Source organism: Streptomyces sp. NPDC015032 (assembly GCF_043080425.1).
In the GTDB taxonomy this organism is placed as follows: Bacteria; Actinomycetota; Actinomycetes; order Streptomycetales; family Streptomycetaceae; genus Streptomyces.
Genome location: NZ_JBIBVN010000057.1, coordinates 13,834 through 30,243, shown reverse-complemented (window position 1 = coordinate 30,243; position 16,410 = coordinate 13,834). Strand labels below are relative to the sequence as shown.

Genomic DNA, 16,410 nt, shown 5'->3' with positions numbered 1-16,410 from the left:
CACGACGCGCTTCCGATCACATATCGCTGCGCGATATGCAAGCGGAGCGGTTCGCTTCGCTCTCCGCGCCCGGCGAAGCCGGGCCAACTCCCTCCGCTTCGCTCCAGGAGTTGAGAGGGGCCGGTCGCTGCGCGACCGTCAGCCGCGCGGTGCGCGGCCAGGCTGTTGACGGGTCGTCCGGTGCGGCTAACTTGAGCCTAGGTAAGGGAGTTGGGGAGTGCTGCGCACTCCGAGCGGGTCCGCTGCGCTCCCCCGCTCTGACGGCCCTTCCGGCTGCGCCTCCAGAACCTTGGGGGCCCGCTTGCGCGGGCCAGGCTGGCTACGAGGGGTGGGGGTCGCTCGTTCGTGTGGGTTCCAGGGTATCGGGTGCATCAGGCTGAGATGCAGCATGTACCGTTGGCGGAAACACGGGACACCCCCCAACCACTCGGGGAGCAGAGAGAGGAACGATGGGTGCATACTTTCAGGCTTTGGAAGCGTTACCCGGACGCGGTCGAAAAAGAGTTCCGAGTGAGTGACTTCTCCGGCGGCTCGTACTCTGTGCAGCGTGGCCCGAACAATGATGAGGCATGCAGTGCGTCCTGGTCCTGGGTAAAGCCGGTTCATTTCCTTGAGCGTTTCTTCGGGACTCAGCCGGCGAAGCAGCCGGGTGTCACCCTGTCGTGGTCGTCACGGCGCGGTCCTGAGGGCGGCTGGTCGTACACGGTGGTCAACGACTCCGGGCGCGAGGTCTCCGGCCGGTTGCCCGCTCCTGCGCTGGCGGCGCCCACTGCGATCGTGGCGATGATGCCCGACCTGTGGCGGGACCGAGCGGGGCTTCTGCGTGCCACGGAGGACCGGTGGGAGTGGGCCGAGCTCACCGAGCGAGCCACCGAAAGCGCCCGCCTGGTGAGCGAGGACAAGTACGACCTCGACTACCAGCTGGACGAGGAAGAGAGCGAGAGCTTCAACCAGTGGCAGGCCGAGCTGGAAGGCGCTGACGCCCCACAAGAGGGGCGTGCCACCGGGGCGCCGGCCGATCCGGTCGCCGAGCGGCCGTCCGCGTCCAGGCAGGAACCCTCCCTGGACAGTGGGGAGCCCACGGGCTTGACCCGCTACCGGATCGTGGCGCAGCGGACCGATCCGGAGCACCCGGGCGCCTCGGTGGTGACGAACTACGCCTACGGGCGGTCGGTGGAGGAGGCTGTCGCCAAGGCTCGGAAGGTACTGGAGAAGCCGAACGGTCTGTACGGGGACCACGGCATGTACCGCGTGGTGGAGGTGGTGGAAGAGAGCCCGTCCAGCGAGCTGCGGCAACAGGAGGAGGCGCGCCGGCGGTACCTCACCACGATCCTGGAGGCCGCCGAGACCACCGTGCGCGGCCGCGAGCCGGACGCCCCGGATACGGACTTGTTCAGCCTCCTGGACGACTTCTTCACCCGCGCCGTCGTCTTCCCCGACCCGCACACCGGCGGCGTTCGGCCGCGGCCCCACCAGGCCACGTTCGGCTGGAACAGCGAGCCGCCCGGGATTCTGCACGCCAGCGACCCCGGCCGGGCCCTGGCCCTGTTCCTTGTGTCCTACCTGGACCACCACGGCCTGTGTGTCACCAACCCAACGAGCGAGCGATGACCGAGCATCGGGACGCTTCTGCGTCTGCTGGGGGCCTGAGCGAGGATCTCGTGCGGCGAGTGAGCCAGTACCAGACGGCGGGCGTGAACGCCCGGTTGAAGGTGTTCGCGCTCCTGGAAGCGCAGGGCGTGCCCGCAAGCGAGACGGACGACCTGGTGACCGCGCTGGAGGCTGGGGCGGTCGCCGGGGCGCAGAGCGAGGTCGTGGAGCTGGACGGCATGGCGCCACGCTCGCGGGGCTCGGTGTTCGAGGACGGCTGGGATGACGGCGTGACGGCCGTGAGCGAGGCCCTGGTGCGCATCACGGACCGGGAGTGGTCCCGGCGCGGCGGCCGGTCGGCGGGGGCCGCTGAACTGGCCGTACATCTCGCGGACGTGAGGCAGCGGGAGCGGGCCGACCTGGTGCGGCTGGCGAGGTTCGTCCGGGAGACCGTGCTGCCGCGCACCCATCCGCACACCACGGCGCGGCGCCGGGTGCTGGAGGCGCTGGGCGAGGCCGGCGGTCTGTGCACGGCGCGGACGCGGAACGCGGACGGAGACGTCGTCGCCTGCGCGCTCGATGCCGGGCACTACGACTTGGACGACAAGCCGACCTTCAAGGACGGAAAGCCCGGCGGCTGGCACAAGGCGGATGGGTCGATCTGGAACGACTTGGGCGCGGCCTGCACTCCGCACGCGGCCCTCTGAAAACCACAGGAATTCAGCGCTCGGGGAGGCAAGGGCATGTCTTTGATTCCGCTCAAGGAACACCAGGTGGACCAGAAAGCAGCGGTCCGGAAATGGGTTGGATTCCCTGCAAGATCATCAGTGCCCCCGGAGGGGGCCCGGGGCACGATCGTGTCCGCGACGGGCTCCGGTAAAACGATCATGGCCGCCGCGAGCGCCCTGGACTGCTTCCCGGACGGGCGGATCCTCGTCACCGTCCCGACCCTGGACCTGCTCGCGCAGACCGCCCAGGCGTGGCGCCTGGTGGGCCACCGGGCGCCGATGGTCGCGGTGTGCTCGCTGGGGAACGACCCGGTCCTCAACGCGCTCGGGGTGCGCACCACCACCAACCCGATCCAGCTCGCTCTGTGGGCCCGGACCGGGCCCGTGGTCGTGTTCGCCACGTACGCCTCCCTGGTGGACCGTGAGGACCCCGCCGACATCACTGGCCAGGGGAAGGTTTGCGGGCCGCTGGAGGCTGCTCTGGCGGGCGGAGAGCGGCTCTACGGGCAGCAGATGGACCCGTTCGACCTCGCCATCGTGGACGAGGCCCACGGAACCGCCGGTGATCTCGGTCGCCCATGGGCGGCGATCCACGACAACCAGCGGATCCCTTCGAGCTTCCGGCTCTACCTCACCGCCACCCCGCGCATCCTCGCCGCCCCCAGCACCCAGAAGGGCAAAGGCGGCAAGGAGGCAGAGATCGCGACCATGGCCAACGACCCGAACGGCACTTACGGGGCGTGGCTTGCGGAGCTCGGTCTGAGCGAGGCGATCGAGCGGAATATCCTCGCCGGATTCGAGATCGACATCCTGGAGATCCGCGACCCCTCCCCCGTCCTCGGGGAATCGGAGGAGGCGCGGCGCGGCCGGCGCCTGGCACTCCTGCAGACCGCACTTTTGGAGCACGCCGCCGCGCACAACCTGCGCACCGTCATGACCTTCCACCAGAAGGTCGAAGAAGCCCGCGCGTTCGCGGACAAGCTGCCCGAAACCGCTGCCGAGCTGTACATGAACGACGCCACCGGCGACGACCTGGCCGCCGCGGACCGGCTGCCGAAGTCCTCGCTCAACGCGGAATTCTACGAACTCGAGGCCGACCGCCACGTACCCCCGGACCGGGTCTGGTCGGCGTGGCTGTGCGGCGACCACACCGTCGCCGAACGGCGCGAACAGATCCGCCAGTTCGCCAACGGCATCGACGCCAACGGCCGACGGGTCCACCGCGCCTTCCTCGCCAGCTGCCGCGTGCTCGGGGAAGGCGTCGACATCACCGGCGAGCGCGGCGTGGAAGCCGTCGCCTTCGCGGACACCCGCGGCTCCCAGGTCGAGATCGTGCAGAACATCGGCCGGGCCCTGAGGCCCAACCGCGACGGGTCCACCAAGGTGGCCAGGATCATCGTGCCGGTGTTCCTGGAGCCCGGCGAGGACCCGACCGGCATGGTCGCCAGCGCCAGCTACAGGCCCCTCGTGGCCGTGCTCCAGGGCCTGCGCAGCCACGATGAGCGCATGGTCGAACAGCTCGCCTCCCGCGCCCTCACCAGCGGCAAGCGCACCGTCCACGTCCAGCGCGACGCGGACGGGCGGATCGTCGGGGCCGGGGGCGGCGCGGGCGACGACGAGGACCAGGAGCACGACGACGGCACCGCCGCAGCCGAGTCGGCCCTGCTCCACTTCTCCTCTCCCCGAGACACGGCGACCATCGCCGCGTTCCTGCGCTGCTGGGTCTACCGGCCCGACTCCCTGGCCTGGCTCCAGGGCTACCAGGCCCTGAAGCACTGGCGGGCGGAGAACGGCATCACGGGCCTGTACGCCGTCCCCTACGACACCGAGACCGAGGTCGGAGTGACGAAGGCGTTCCCGCTGGGCAGGTGGGTGCACCAGCAGCGCAAAACGCTGCGCGCCGGGAAACTCGATCCCCACCGCAAGGAGCTCCTGGACGCCCCCGATGCCGGAATGGTCTGGGAACCGGGTGAGGAAGCGTGGGAGAACAAGCTCGCCGCGCTCCGCTCGTTCCGGCGGGCCACCGGACACCTCGCGCCGCGTCAGGACGCGCTGTGGGGCGAGGGCGAAGCGATGGTGCCCCTCGGACAGCACATGGCCAACCTTCGCCGGAAGGGTGTCAAGAACGGCCTGGGCAAGGACCCGGAACGGGCCACCGTACGCGCGGCGCAGCTGACGGAGATCGACCCGGACTGGGACTGCCCCTGGCCCCTGGACTGGCAACGCCACTACCGCATCCTCGCCGACCTGGTCGACGCCGACGGCCACCTGCCCCACATCGCGCCAGGCGTCGTCTTCGACGGCGACGACGTGGGCAAGTGGCGATGGCGGCAGCAGGAACCGGGCACCTGGATGCAGCTCCTCCCCGAACAGCAGAAGCGGCTGACCGCGCTCGGCATCAACGCCCCCGCAGTCCCGGCCCCGGCAGCCACCCGTACAAAGAACGGGTCGGGCAAGGGACCGAGCAAGGCAGAGCAGGCGTTCCAGCGGGGCCTGGCGGCCCTCGCCCAGCGGAAGGAACGCGAAGGAGACCGGCCCGTCCCGCGCGGCCACATCGAGGAGATCACAGTCGACGGCAAACCTGTGACCGTGAAACTGGGCGTGTGGATCTCGAACACGAAGTCGCGGCGGGACAAACTCACCCAGGAGCAGCTCGCCGCCCTCGCAGCGCTCGGACTGGACTGGGCTATCTGACACAACGACGACGCCGCCCCGGGGGATGTGCCCAGGGCGGTGCCGTGTTGGTTCCTACAGTCACGGGACGGCGTAGCTGTCTCTCTTCGAGGCTGCGGGCCAGCGGCCAGTGGTTGTGGCCGGCGCGGCGCTGGCACTCGGCGTACGTGAGCCGCTGCTTGGCCTCCACCGCGGGGCTACAGATTTGATAGGTGTCACGTCGTACGCCCATCGGTAGCTCGTCAGGAACATGGCGTGTTCCCGCGAATCGGGCCTACAGGTACCCGTCTACGCCCACGCCCGCAGGTCCCGGTCACGAGCGCTGTGCTGTTCCCGTGAAGCCGTCAGTAGGTGCGGAATTTCGCCGGATGGCCTTCCAGCGGTTCGGGTGATGTGGCCAGCACGTTGGTAAAGAAGTGGCTGTGGGTGCTTGCGTCGTACCCATATGTGCCGTTGCTGACGTCGTGCTTGATGACCACCGCGCGCAGATACCCCTGGTACGTGAATGCTCGCTGACCGGCGGGGACGGAAAAGCGAATGGTCTCCTCCGTGGTCTTGTTGTACTGCGCGGTGAAGGTGATGCTGAAGCCGACGGTCAGGGATGCCTTCACGACCTCAATGCTGACCTCGGCGGACGTCTGGATCGACATTGTGGTGCTCGCCGACAGTGAGAATCCGGTCGCGACACTCTTCTCGTACTCCGAGGACGCTGCGGAGTTGGTGTTGTCGATGCAGCCGACGTTCTGGAGGTCGGGGGCGTAGAGCACAAGGGCCTTGCGCTCGTTCGACGTCGAGGAGATGAGGATCGACCGGTCGAAGACGCTCTTGCTCTCGGTGGGCAGCGCTTTGTAGATCTCCAGCTTCGGGGAGGGAAGCGGTTCGCGAGGAGAATCGTGGCCCTTCGCTCTGCCGACCGTTTCCCGATCCTCCTCCAGCTGCTCCCCGAGCGTCGTATCGTTCACGTTCTCCTTGTAGACGGAACGGTAGCGCAGAGAGCGCACCCAGATCTCAAGGCTCGTGTCGTGCTGATCATCTCGCTTCTTTCGCTTGTAGCGCGAGATCTGTAAGCGCCAGTTGATGGAAAGAGCACCGACTCCTGCCACCTGGCGCTCGCCGTTGCTTTCTACGGGGTCCAGAGCCAGGAAGGCGAGGAGTTCCTGGTCCTTTCCGTCTTTCCTGGAGTCGTAGTCGTCGGCATACGAATCCTGGACCGGCCCGATCTTGTTGGCAAGCATCGCCTCCAGGTTCTGTTTCTCCAGCCCTTCGACCACGGCGGAAGATGCGACAATCCCGAGGTCCTTGAACTTCTTCTTGACTGCCTCCACCGTGGAGAGCTTATCCTGGTATTTTTCTTCCGCTGTATCGGTGACGCCCCAGCGTTTCCCGGGCTGGTCCCCCGGACGGGCGTTGTTCTTGCCCTCCTTTTCCTCCATCCGTTCCAGGAGCGGGAAACGCTTGGCGTTGATGAGCTCCGCGAGGGTGCCCGCGTACTCGCCGACGGACGTGTCATTGTCTGGCTTCCAGGTCCCGGTGGCGGTGAGCACGATGTCCTGCGCCGCCAGTTCGGTGACGAGCAGCAGACCGGCCGGGTTGTTCTCCGCGAACTTCTTGACGAAACGCGGGTCGGAGAGCTTCGCGTCGGCAAACTGCCGCAGGAATTGGGCGCCCCCGGGGTTGCCCTCGGTGAGCGCCTCGAAGAACACCGCTGCGCCGGCGTGCCTACAGGCCCGGGCCGCGACCTGGTCCGGGTGTGAGCACTGATACCTCGTCGAGGAATTTCTTTGCGGTGGCAGGTAGTGCCTCCCGTAAACCGTGTTGCCGCTTCCCGATCAAGAAGCACTCGAGCCGACCCATGTCCGGGAGCTGCGCCCGGACTTCCTGGATGAAACGGCGAAGGTTTTCCTCAGTGGTCTGCTCACAGGTGAGACCGATGTTGTGCAGTTCCTCCCGCAGCGGCCCTGCCTGTGCCCGGGTCGGCGCTGCTGGCTCAATCGGGAGGTACTCCCGCCGCTGCGGCAAGGGCTCACGTATATCCGATGTAGCCACGAACACACCCTTTCTCGGAGGTGGGGCAAAAGTGCCGGATGCCCAGTGGACAGCGCCGTACACCTCCGGTACAAGACGGTGGTCCAGAACTGGCCTGATTTCGCTTAGATACCGAGGTGCCCAAAATCGCACTCCGGAAAAGCGAGCGATACCAACACCCGGTGGCATGCTTGCCGACTGCCTGTGAGCACGTTCCGCACGTCAAGGACAAGCCTGGACGGGAAAACAACTGTCGCCCCGGTCGCGGGGGGCCGGAACGGCCATCACGTGAAGTTGTGCGCCGGATAGCGGGGCATGGAGCCGGAGCGGACGTGCCAGCCGTGGCTGGCGGTCCTGGCCAGCTTCATCCACTCCGGGTCGATGGTGTCGAGGTCGGCGCGCGGGGCGCCGCCTGCGGCGAGCAGGTGGGCTTCGAGGGCCTGGATACGGCCGGTCAGCCGCTTGAGGGTCTGATCGGTGTCCTGGATGTGGCCGCGTACGTCATCGTCCAGCTCGGTCAGCTCGTTGCGGACGGTGCTGAGGTCGTCCTCAAGGCTGCGGACATCGCCGCGGATGTCACGCAGCTCGTAGTCGAGGTCTTCGGCCTCCCCCAGCTTCGAGCGCAGCGAGTGCAGCTCGTACTCCACCCCGCCGGTCCGGGTCTCCAGACGGCGGACCTGGTAACCGTAGTCGTCGCTCACCGCCGCGCCTCCTTCCCGCCCGCTTCCGTGCCGTCTTTCAGCACCCACTGCACGTGGTTGTCCAGCGGGGCCCGGACAGCTGCGGATACGGTCGATCGTTTGACAGCTGGCGGTGGCCGCCAGTGGGAAATGTCCGGTCGGCGCGTGGCGCATCGCGGTGGCTTCGGGGTCGGTCCCGCTGTGCGGTCTGGCGGCTGCCAACCGCACAGCGGGCGCCCGGGCACGCGGTCAGGATCCCCGGCAGAACCAGCCGCGGCCACGGCCCGGCTCCTGGTCGGCCGAGGCGGCGCTCTACGCGGCCCGGACGGCTCGCTGGGCGCGGACCGGCTGGCGCAGCTCGGAGCGCGCCGCCGGCGGCGGCGCCGGGGGAACGGTCTGCCAGTAGGGGTGCCACCACAGCCGCCCGGGCAGGAGCAGCAGGCGGCGGCGCAAGGCGGTGATGTCGCGGGGCCGGGGCGCGGCGAGCGTGTTGTAGGTGGTGTTCCAGGCGACTTGCGTCTGCGCCAGGTCGTCGGGGAAGTCCTCCCACTGGCCGAAGCCGCCCCGTCTCCGTGATGTGTCTGGCCTACCGGTAGCAGCGGGTAGGGCCGGGCTCTGGAGGGCGGGCAGCAGCGCGCTTCTCGTCCGCGATTCGTTGCTGATCGCGGTGCAGGGCTTCCACTCGGGCCTCGGGGGTGACGGTTGGTCCGAGGGTGATCGTCTCGGTTCCGGCCACCGGAGCCAGCGAGTACCGGAGGGGCGATTTGCTGGATCGCGTGGGCAGGTGCAGACGGGCCACACCGGCCGGGAGTCCGGCGCGCAGTACTCCGTGCCAGCGGATCCACAGCGCAGGTCGCCCACGGAGTGCTTCGTCGCGGAGCTTGTCCACGGCGGTGCTCTCGTCTGCGCGGTCGATCTCCACGGCGATCGGCGGGCCGTCTTTGCGAATGACGCGCAAGTCCAGGTAGGCGGACCAGGAAGGCGACCAATAGGCGATACAGCCCCCGCTCTTCAACACGGGCGGGTCGATGTAGCGCATCTGCGCTTCTGATCTGCACCTCCACCCCGACGCTCCAACCCACTGCACCACCGCCCGGGTGATGGTCCGGGTCGCCTCTTTTCCGGTCAGGCCGCTGAAGGAGAAGCCGGTCTCGAACAGGTACGTGCGTAAGGAAGCGGCAAGGATCTCGGACTCGCCGATCTCCGTCAGTTCATGAGCCATCCGGTGATTCTCCACTCGCCCACTGACAATGGCCGGGGAGCAATGGTGACCGCCGCCAGAGGGGTGTCCGCCCGGGCCGTCCGGCGGCAGTTCGCCCCAGCCTGTAGGGCCGGCGCTCTCGCTCGCGTCGCTGCGCCCGGTGTCGGTGTCTGTCTGAGCCTGTCGGCGCCGTACAGCGCTACGACGGTGTTTCCCTGCCCGCCGTGTCCCAGCCGTCCACGAAGGCGGCCGGGGTGCGGCGTTGCTCGTCCTTGCGGGTGATCTGCTGGTCGTTGAGCCGGATCGGACGAGGGCCCCGGGCGTCATGGCGTCCGGGGCCCTCGTCTTGCCCGTGACTTCGCGAGGCCCCCGGACGGGTGATTTCACCCTCGCGTACGCGGGCGCAGCTCTAAGCGAATACGCCCAACTTACGTAATTTGCTTGACTCTTGACATTGTTTTAGGCGTTATGCCACGTTCATTGCGTTTCGTCGGTTGTTGGGCCGAAGGGAGTAGCCGTGAGTGAGGTGTTGACCGCGTCGACGGTCGTGCAGGACGACCAGGACGGCGCTACCCCGGACCGGGCCGCCCGGGGCAAGCCGCTCAAGTTCGTTGGTGGCGTGCCGGTGTACGGCAGCGGGCGGGCACCGGCGTATCTGCGGACGAAGACCCAGCTGGGCAAAGTCCGGCGCAAGCCCGCCGCCGGCCAACGGCCGGTCGCGTACATCTACACCCGCTTGTACGGGGACCGGGTCGCGCTGTGGGACCCGGAGCAGGCGGCGAAGATGCGCCCGCTGTCGGCTCTGCAGCGCCGGCAGATGCAGCAACGGCGGACCTGCACCGACTGCGGCGAGAGGTTCCCCATCCCGGTGTGGGGGACGTGCGGGCGGTGCCAGGACCGGGAAGCGCAGCGCCGGGCCGATCTGCGCCGCCGTACGTGCCAGGACTGCGGCACCGTATTCAACACCCCTGCACCGGCACATGGTTGGCGGGGCACGTTGTGCCTGGCGTGCGACGAACGGATCGAGCGCGGACGCCGTGTGGCGCTGTCGCTGGTGGAGCGCTCCTGCCGACGGTGCCTGGTGCAGATGGTCCCGCTCACGGCGTGGGCGGCGATGAGCGAGCACGAGCAAGCCATGGCCGACTGGCACTGCACTCCGTGCGAACGCGAGATCAGCCAAGAGCGCGCGGAGGCGCAGCGGCGAGCGGACCAGGACCGGTGGGACGACCTCGGACCGACCATCGCCTGGGCGCAGAAAATCCTTGCCGACCCGGATGCGTACGCGATCCTGGACACCGAAACAACGGGCCTGACCGCGACATCACGGATCGTGGAGATCGCCATCACCACGGCGGCCGGCGAAGTGCTGCTCAACACTCTGCTCAACCCCGGCGAGCCGATCCCGGCGGAAGCGACAGCGATTCACGGCATCACCGACGCCATGGTCGAAGAAGGCGCGCCCACCTTCTCCGAGATCCTCCCCCGCCTCACCGAGGCCCTCGCCGGGCGCCGGGTCGTGATCTATAACCGGGAGTACGACACCGGACGGCTGCTGTGGGAGCTCCATCTGCACCACCTCGCCCGGCACACGGTGGACCTGACCAAGCACCCCCGGTGCGGCGCCAGGCGACACCCAGCCGCACGGGCATGGCTGAACGCGCAGCAGTGGGAGGAGTGCGCGATGGAGCAGTACGCCGCCTTCTACGGCGCCTGGCACCACTACTGGGGCAGCTACACCTGGCAGCCTCTGGGCGGCGGCCACCGTGCTCTGGGCGATTGCCAGACAGTGATCACACGGTTGGAGGAGATGGCCACCTACCCCAATCCCTTCAACCCCGCGGAGGAGATGGGCCACTGAGACAGACTAGGTCGCCGCCGGAGCCAAGGCCGTCATGCTGCACTTCGCTCAGGCCGCTCAGGCTCCGGTACAGCGTTAGGCGCTGCCCGTGGCAACGGCCGCGCGGAACTCCTGAGTCATCAAGGCCACCGAGCCGCGCTGGACAGGGGCCGGGCCCTGCTCGCCCCACACCTTGTGCAGCGCGGCTCGCATCCGTTCGTTCATGGCGTCGTTGATGACGGCCTGGTGCTCCTCGGGCACCTCGCGCACGTCCTGGACGACGGCCATGGTGCCGTGGCGGGTCATCATCCCGATCGTGTTGACCTTCCAGCCGAGCTGCCGGGCCGCTTTGCGCATCGCGGCCCGGATCAGTTCCACCCCGCCCAGTCCGATGGCTTCCTCGTCATCCAGATTGACCTGGTACGAGCCGCCGAATCCGCCCGCGCCTTCCGGGCAGTTGCGGAGCAGCAGGGACACAAGGGCTTCGGCCATGGCGGTGCAGCGCGGGTCCTTCGCGTACGAGGCCATCGTCAGCTCCTTTCCGGGCCGGTGAGGTGCGGCCACAGCAGCTTGAGGTCGTGGGCGACCCGCCCAGCCAGGACGGCTGGGTCGTTGGCCGTCCACTGGTGAGCTGCCCCGATGGCGTCGGCGGCCTTCGTCCTGGAGGTGCTCTTGCCCGGGAAGGGGCCGGATTCCGCGCGGGCGGTGAAAGTCACCGGGCCGGGCGGGCGGGGCAGGAACAGCAAGGGGTGGTGCGGGGTGAAGTCGAAGTGGCCCAGGCGGGCAGCGGGCTCTTCGTCGAAGAGCTGCGGCTCGGTCCACAGTCCGACGGTGACGACGAGCCAGGTGTGCGGGCGGTCAGGGTCGTTGCACAGCCACAGGTCGAACGTGCCGACCAGGAGGTTCGCCTCCCACTTCCAGGCCTTCGCCCGGGGATCGAGAGCGTCGGCCCCGTCCCGGCGCAGGGGGATCAGGGCGCGTTCGAACGGGGCGATCAGATCGTCGTAGGCGTCCCGCATGGCCGTGCTGGCGGCGTGGTCGACCGTGTATTCGCGGTCTGGTGTGATCTCCCATTTCAGGCCGTCGGGAAGCTGGGTGGTCAGGTACTGGCGCAGCGGGCCGAGCGCCTGCGGGATGCCGTCCTTGTCGTGTCGGGCGTGCTCGGCGGCGGGCAGGCGGACCCACCAGGCGTAGTACGGCGTTCCGTCCGGGTAGGTGTCGGTGTCGACGCAGTGTTCGTACACGCAGCCCAGCGAGCCCGCGAGCTCCGTCATCGTCTCCTGGGTGCGCTCGTCCAGATCGGGATCCTCGCCCGCGAGCTGCGACGGGTCCTGGACCTCGAGGCGCCACACCACCCACTCGAAGTCGTTGAAGTCCGTCATGCGCACGCGCCCCTCGGCTCGACGGTGTATTCCCTGCTGTGCCCGGCCAACGTCCCGCTCCCCTGCTTCGCCCTGCTCCGACGATCCAGTACACCAAGGCCCACCAGGCGGGCGGGAGAGTTCGGCGGCACCCGACCCGGACGAGCGACGCACGGGCCGGCTGACCCCGGCGCACCGGTTCAGCCGGCGTCAGGGTCGTATCCGAGGCTCTGAAGAAGTCGGCGGCGTTCGTCTTCCTCACGCTCAAGGAGTGCCGCCAGGACGCGCATGTCCCGGTGGGAGGTGATCGCGGCCTTGAGCACGGCGGCGAGGACGTCGGGCGGCAGGGCCTCGGCCTGGGTGGTGGAGGTGCCGCTGAACGAGCGGTGGTCACTGACCTTCGGCGGCGCGGTGGGCGGCCCGTAGTCGGCGATCTGCTGCTCGGTCACCGCCAGGCGCTCGAAGACGACCTCCGTTCCCGGCGCGTCCACGGCAGCGAAGGCGGTGACATCCTCGGCCAGCGCGGAGAACAGGTGAACCCCGCTCTGGTCCCAGTCGGAGACGACGAACACCCTCACCGCGCGGTGTCCGTCAGCAGCCGCACGCAGCGCTGCTCCCCGTTTCGCCGGCAGACCGTTGAATCCGCTGCCCGAATACACAGGCACGCCGTACGGGTCGGCGACGGCGACAAGCTGTGGAACCATCCCGGCTGTCTCGCAGACGATCTCAAGCCGCACCGGCTGGCCGGCCTGCCGGTCCAGCCGGTAGTCCAGCGCCGCCTGGAGCAGCCCGGCCCTGAAGTCGTCAGGTCCGTCGTAGGCGACGGGTTCGGCGCGGATCTCGGTGTCGTCACGCAGCGCCTCCCACGGGATACGGCCCGAGCGGCGGGCCATACCGAGGAGTTCCACCGTCTGCTTGTAGGTGCGCTCCTCCTTGACCAGCACACCGTCGGAGATCAGCGAGTACCAGACCTGCCGGATCGTGAGCGGCAGCTGCGCCGCGTAGCGCGCCAGGACCTGGTCCAGCACGTTCACCAGGGCGTTCTCCTCTCAGCCGTCGTCGTCCTCGAAACGGACGCGTGCTGAGCAGCCGGACTTCCCGCGCACCCGGGTTTCCCTCTGGGGCCCGCCCCGCACAGCTCCTGCGTGATGCCGACGGCCGTCGGCATCACGCGGGCCGAACAGCTTGAGCCCCGTCCCCTCTACCAGGGTGACGCAGGCGGCTCCGCACCCCGTGCGCGTGGCAGGGGTGCGGAGCCGTGTTCGGGGTGAAGGGCTCCCGGGTCAGGCGGGAGTGACTTCGGCCTGGTAGTGGGCCGGGTTGCTGCCCGGGTTGTAGCGGGCTTCCATGCTGATGGTCACCGGGCCCGGGGTGGGGCCCGCGGTGAGTTCGGGGGCGGTGACGGTGCCCTGAGCGTCGGCGACCACCTCCACGCTCACGGCGTTGTTGGGGAAGTGGGATCCGGTGTCACCGGAAACGGTGAACACCACGTGCAGGCCCGCGAGCGGTGAGCCGTTGTCGGCGTCGCGGGCGCTCACCGTGAGCCGGTTGGCGAAAGCGGAGCCTGCCGCGGCCTTCTGGCCGTTGCAGGCACCCACACCTGAAAGGTTCGCGCGGACCTTCACAACCGGCGCGGGGGCCGGAGGCTTCGGCTTCGAAGCGGTGAACGTCACCTTCCGCACGACGTGGCCCCCAGAGATGTAGAGGTTGCCCTGCGCGTCCAGCGCCACACCGTACACGTCCAGCTCCGCCTGGGTCGCGGGGCCGCCGTCACCACTGTGGCCCCGCTTTCCGGTGCCGGCGACGGTGGTGATGGTCTGGTCGCCCGCCGACACCCTCCGCACCCGGTAGCCGTCGGCAATGTAGAGGTTGCCCTGCCCGTCCAGCGCCAAGCCGTCCGGCGCGGAGATGTGGGTTTGCGTCGCGGGACCATCGTCGCCGCTGAAGCCATACTCTCCGGTGCCGACGACGGTGGTGATGGTGCCGTCACTCGCCGACACCCTCCGCACCCGTTGGTTGCCCGTATCGGCGATGTAGAGGTTGCCCTGCGCGTCCAGTGCTACCCCGTGCGGCGAGCAGAGCCGGGCGGCGGCCGCAGGGCCGCCGTCCCCGCTGTAGCCGTACTCTCCGGTGCCCGCGATGGTGGTGACGGTCCGGTCGGCCGCCGACAGCTTGCCCACCTGGTGGGTCTTGGAGTCGGCGAAGTAGATGTCTCCTTGCGGACCCACCGTCACCGCGTGCGGCTCGATCGATGAGCTGTAGTCCCGCAGCCCGCGCGAGACGGTAGTAATGGTCTGATCGCTCGCCGACACCTTGCGCACCGCGAGGTTGGTCGATTCGGTGATGTAGAGGTTGCCCAGCGCGTCCAGCGCCACACCGTCCGGTACGCGCAGTTCCGCCTGGGTCGCGGGGCCGCCGTCACCACCGCTTCCTTGCTCGTCGCTGCCCGCGACAGTGGTGATGGTCTGATCGCTCGCCGACACCTTGCGCACGCGGTTGTTGTTGTCGTCGGCGATGTAGAGATCGCCCTGCGGGCTCACCGCCATCCCGGACGGGAAATCCAACTGTGCCTGGAGCGCGGGGCCGCCGTCCCCGCTGAACCCCTGCCGCCCGGTGCCCGCCACGGTGGTGATGACCCCTGCCGGGCCATGCTCGGACTCTGTCGTCGCCATAAGAACCTTCCCCCTCATTTCGTCACATGGACCTGACAGAAGCCTATGGGCCGCACCCTCACCGCCACTCAGAACCAGCCATATCCCCCCTTCACCCAGAACCACGTGCAAGCCGGCCCCACGACTGCAGGGGGATGCCGTCGCCCAGGGCAAAGACCTCGGACGCTGGGTGAGCGCGCAGCGGTACGGGGGGGGAACCAGCTGGTCCCCGCACACCAGTGGCTGCTGGAAAACACCCTCGGGCTCAAACCGGCCGAGCTGGTAGGGCAGCCGACAGATCGGACGCAGGACACCAGCTGAGTGCTCAACCTGCTGGGCGGTCGGTGACCGGGTTCCCTCGTACGGAGGGTCTCTGTCCGGTCGGCAAACCGCCAGCGTGGTCGGGGCCGTTGGTGGGGCATGCAGATCGATGTGCAGCACATTGCCGGGCCGGGGCTCGTGGTCCTGGACATCGCCGCCGCGGACGAGGGCACTCTGCGCGCGGTGATGGAGGGCCTCCAGCGGCAGTGGGCAACCTCCGGGGTCACACCAGTACGGCGCCTACCGGGGGAACCCGGGGTCCGGGCACGGGTGTATGCCGACGTGCGCCGCCCCGGCCCGACCGGGTAGCTGTGTAACCGCCTGCCTCACAACGGCAGCGCCCCGGGGCCAGAGCTCACTGGTTCCCGGGGCACGAGGTGCCGGGGGTGAAGAACGTTCACCGGAAGGTGAAAGGAACCCCGTCCACCTGCACTACGGTACCCGCAGCCGGAATACCGGCCCTGGGGCACGATGTCGGTGGCGGCTGGAAGGCGCGCTGCGGTTCTCGGCCCACCGGTGGCAGGGGCCCGCAGTGGTGATGTGCTGCGGCAGCACCTCGACACCCTCATGGTGCTGGACGACCCCCGGAGCGGCCACGGACGCCCTATGGGCCACGCTATCGGCGCGAGAGAAGCCGTCGCGCTCCAAGAGAGGCCAGCCACCCAGCGCACCCGGCAGCGGCTCCTCTCCCTCGCGGCAACGACCGTCCCGGGCCGCGGCGCAGGCGTCAAGGCCACAGGGTCCTACTGGCACGCCGGGCGTCTCAAGGGCCAGCCGGCGAGCGCCGCGCGCCTGGCGAGGCTACTGGATGCTCGACAGTGCCTCGCGGGCCGAGTCAGTAAACCTCTCCAGCTGACAGTGGAACTCGGCCTCCGATATCCCGTACGCGGTCTGTGCGCCCTCGTCTGATTGTTCCAGGGGGTGTAGCGCCCTGTTGGCTGTGACTACCGATTTGCCGAGCGCTTCTGCGGCCTCAGCCACACGCGTTGGCCCTTCCAGGATGGCGAGGCGGATGCAACGCATCAGAGGATCGAAGGCCACACGCAACTCGCCGCGGAGCTCCTCGATGCGCTGCACCAGATCCTCGTCCGGCCCCGTGAGCGCACCCTTCACCTGGAAGTGAAGTTCCGCCGTCTCATGTGCGCGCCCGATCACATCGGCATAGGCCACGCGGCGCACTTCACGTATGTGGTCAAGCTGTTGAGCTCTTGAGGAGGCTTCGACCTGGATACGGGCGGCGCGGGCCGTCCCTCGACTTGTCACCCAACTTGTGAGAACGGCAGTTCCGCCAGTAAAGACAGCGACCCAGAGCGTAGAGTCCACCAGCCCAGTCTCGGGGCGGC

The 16,410-nt window shown here is 68.6% G+C and carries 14 protein-coding genes; 5 read left to right on the top strand and 9 right to left on the bottom strand.

The features are described from left to right. Positions 1–510 precede the first annotated feature (510 nt). Genes ACF08M_RS38490 through ACF08M_RS38480 form a run of 3 tightly spaced genes read left to right on the top strand, consistent with a single transcriptional unit; the run spans position 511 to position 5,012 of the window. The gene (locus tag ACF08M_RS38490; RefSeq protein ID WP_392189957.1) at positions 511–1,611 is read left to right on the top strand and encodes a hypothetical protein; all 1,101 of its coding nucleotides are present in this window, start codon (positions 511–513) and stop codon (positions 1,609–1,611) included. A gap of 59 nt (positions 1,612–1,670) precedes the next feature. Continuing rightward, positions 1,671–2,297 carry a hypothetical protein gene (locus tag ACF08M_RS38485; protein ID WP_392189956.1) on the top strand — a complete coding sequence of 209 codons (627 nt, stop codon included), beginning with the start codon at positions 1,671–1,673 and terminating at the stop codon, positions 2,295–2,297. A 36-nt stretch (positions 2,298–2,333) separates the two neighbouring features. Then, positions 2,334–5,012 (top strand): Helicase associated domain protein, encoded by a 2,679-nt coding sequence (locus ACF08M_RS38480; protein WP_392189955.1) that lies wholly within the window; start codon positions 2,334–2,336, stop codon positions 5,010–5,012. 323 nt (positions 5,013–5,335) lie between these two features. Here the strand turns inward: ACF08M_RS38480 and ACF08M_RS38475 are convergent, their stop codons facing one another. The 4 genes from ACF08M_RS38475 to ACF08M_RS38460 all read right to left on the bottom strand — a co-directional run bounded on the left by ACF08M_RS38475 (position 5,336) and on the right by ACF08M_RS38460 (position 8,918). Further along, positions 5,336–6,694 carry a hypothetical protein gene (locus ACF08M_RS38475; protein ID WP_392189954.1) on the bottom strand — a complete coding sequence of 453 codons (1,359 nt, stop codon included), beginning with the start codon at positions 6,692–6,694 and terminating at the stop codon, positions 5,336–5,338. Between the two features lie 606 nt (positions 6,695–7,300). Further along, positions 7,301–7,717 (bottom strand): hypothetical protein, encoded by a 417-nt coding sequence (locus ACF08M_RS38470; RefSeq protein ID WP_392189953.1) that lies wholly within the window; start codon positions 7,715–7,717, stop codon positions 7,301–7,303. A gap of 291 nt (positions 7,718–8,008) precedes the next feature. After that, a complete protein-coding gene (locus ACF08M_RS38465) occupies positions 8,009–8,149 on the bottom strand; it encodes a hypothetical protein (RefSeq protein WP_392189952.1) in 141 nt (46 codons plus the stop codon). A gap of 133 nt (positions 8,150–8,282) precedes the next feature. Further along, positions 8,283–8,918, bottom strand: coding sequence for a hypothetical protein (locus ACF08M_RS38460; protein ID WP_392189951.1), 636 nt, complete (start codon positions 8,916–8,918; stop codon positions 8,283–8,285). Between the two features lie 496 nt (positions 8,919–9,414). Between ACF08M_RS38460 and ACF08M_RS38455 the strand changes: the two genes are divergently transcribed. Then, positions 9,415–10,755 carry a 3'-5' exonuclease gene (locus tag ACF08M_RS38455; RefSeq protein WP_392189950.1) on the top strand — a complete coding sequence of 447 codons (1,341 nt, stop codon included), beginning with the start codon at positions 9,415–9,417 and terminating at the stop codon, positions 10,753–10,755. Positions 10,756–10,830: 75 nt separating this feature from the next. On the opposite strand, the gene ACF08M_RS38450 is transcribed toward ACF08M_RS38455, so the two are convergent. From ACF08M_RS38450 to ACF08M_RS38435, 4 genes are all read right to left on the bottom strand, one after another. Beyond that, positions 10,831–11,262: a hypothetical protein gene (locus ACF08M_RS38450; protein WP_392189949.1), complete on the bottom strand. Its 432-nt coding sequence runs from the start codon at positions 11,260–11,262 to the stop codon at positions 10,831–10,833. Positions 11,263–11,264: 2 nt separating this feature from the next. Continuing rightward, the gene (locus tag ACF08M_RS38445) at positions 11,265–12,116 is read right to left on the bottom strand and encodes a hypothetical protein (RefSeq protein ID WP_392189948.1); all 852 of its coding nucleotides are present in this window, start codon (positions 12,114–12,116) and stop codon (positions 11,265–11,267) included. A gap of 179 nt (positions 12,117–12,295) precedes the next feature. Beyond that, positions 12,296–13,129, bottom strand: coding sequence for a hypothetical protein (locus tag ACF08M_RS38440; RefSeq protein ID WP_392189947.1), 834 nt, complete (start codon positions 13,127–13,129; stop codon positions 12,296–12,298). 249 nt (positions 13,130–13,378) lie between these two features. Beyond that, the gene (locus tag ACF08M_RS38435) at positions 13,379–14,767 is read right to left on the bottom strand and encodes a hypothetical protein (RefSeq protein ID WP_392189946.1); all 1,389 of its coding nucleotides are present in this window, start codon (positions 14,765–14,767) and stop codon (positions 13,379–13,381) included. A gap of 399 nt (positions 14,768–15,166) precedes the next feature. Here ACF08M_RS38435 and ACF08M_RS38430 point away from each other — a divergent pair, with 399 nt between their 5' ends. Next, entirely contained in the window at positions 15,167–15,376 is a 210-nt protein-coding gene (locus ACF08M_RS38430; RefSeq protein WP_392189945.1) for a DUF6207 family protein, read from the top strand. Between the two features lie 492 nt (positions 15,377–15,868). Here ACF08M_RS38430 and ACF08M_RS38425 read toward each other — a convergent pair whose 3' ends face one another. Continuing rightward, complete coding sequence (locus ACF08M_RS38425) at positions 15,869–16,237, bottom strand: hypothetical protein (RefSeq protein WP_392189944.1); 369 nt, start codon at positions 16,235–16,237, stop codon at positions 15,869–15,871. Between the last annotated feature and the right edge of the window lie 173 nt (positions 16,238–16,410).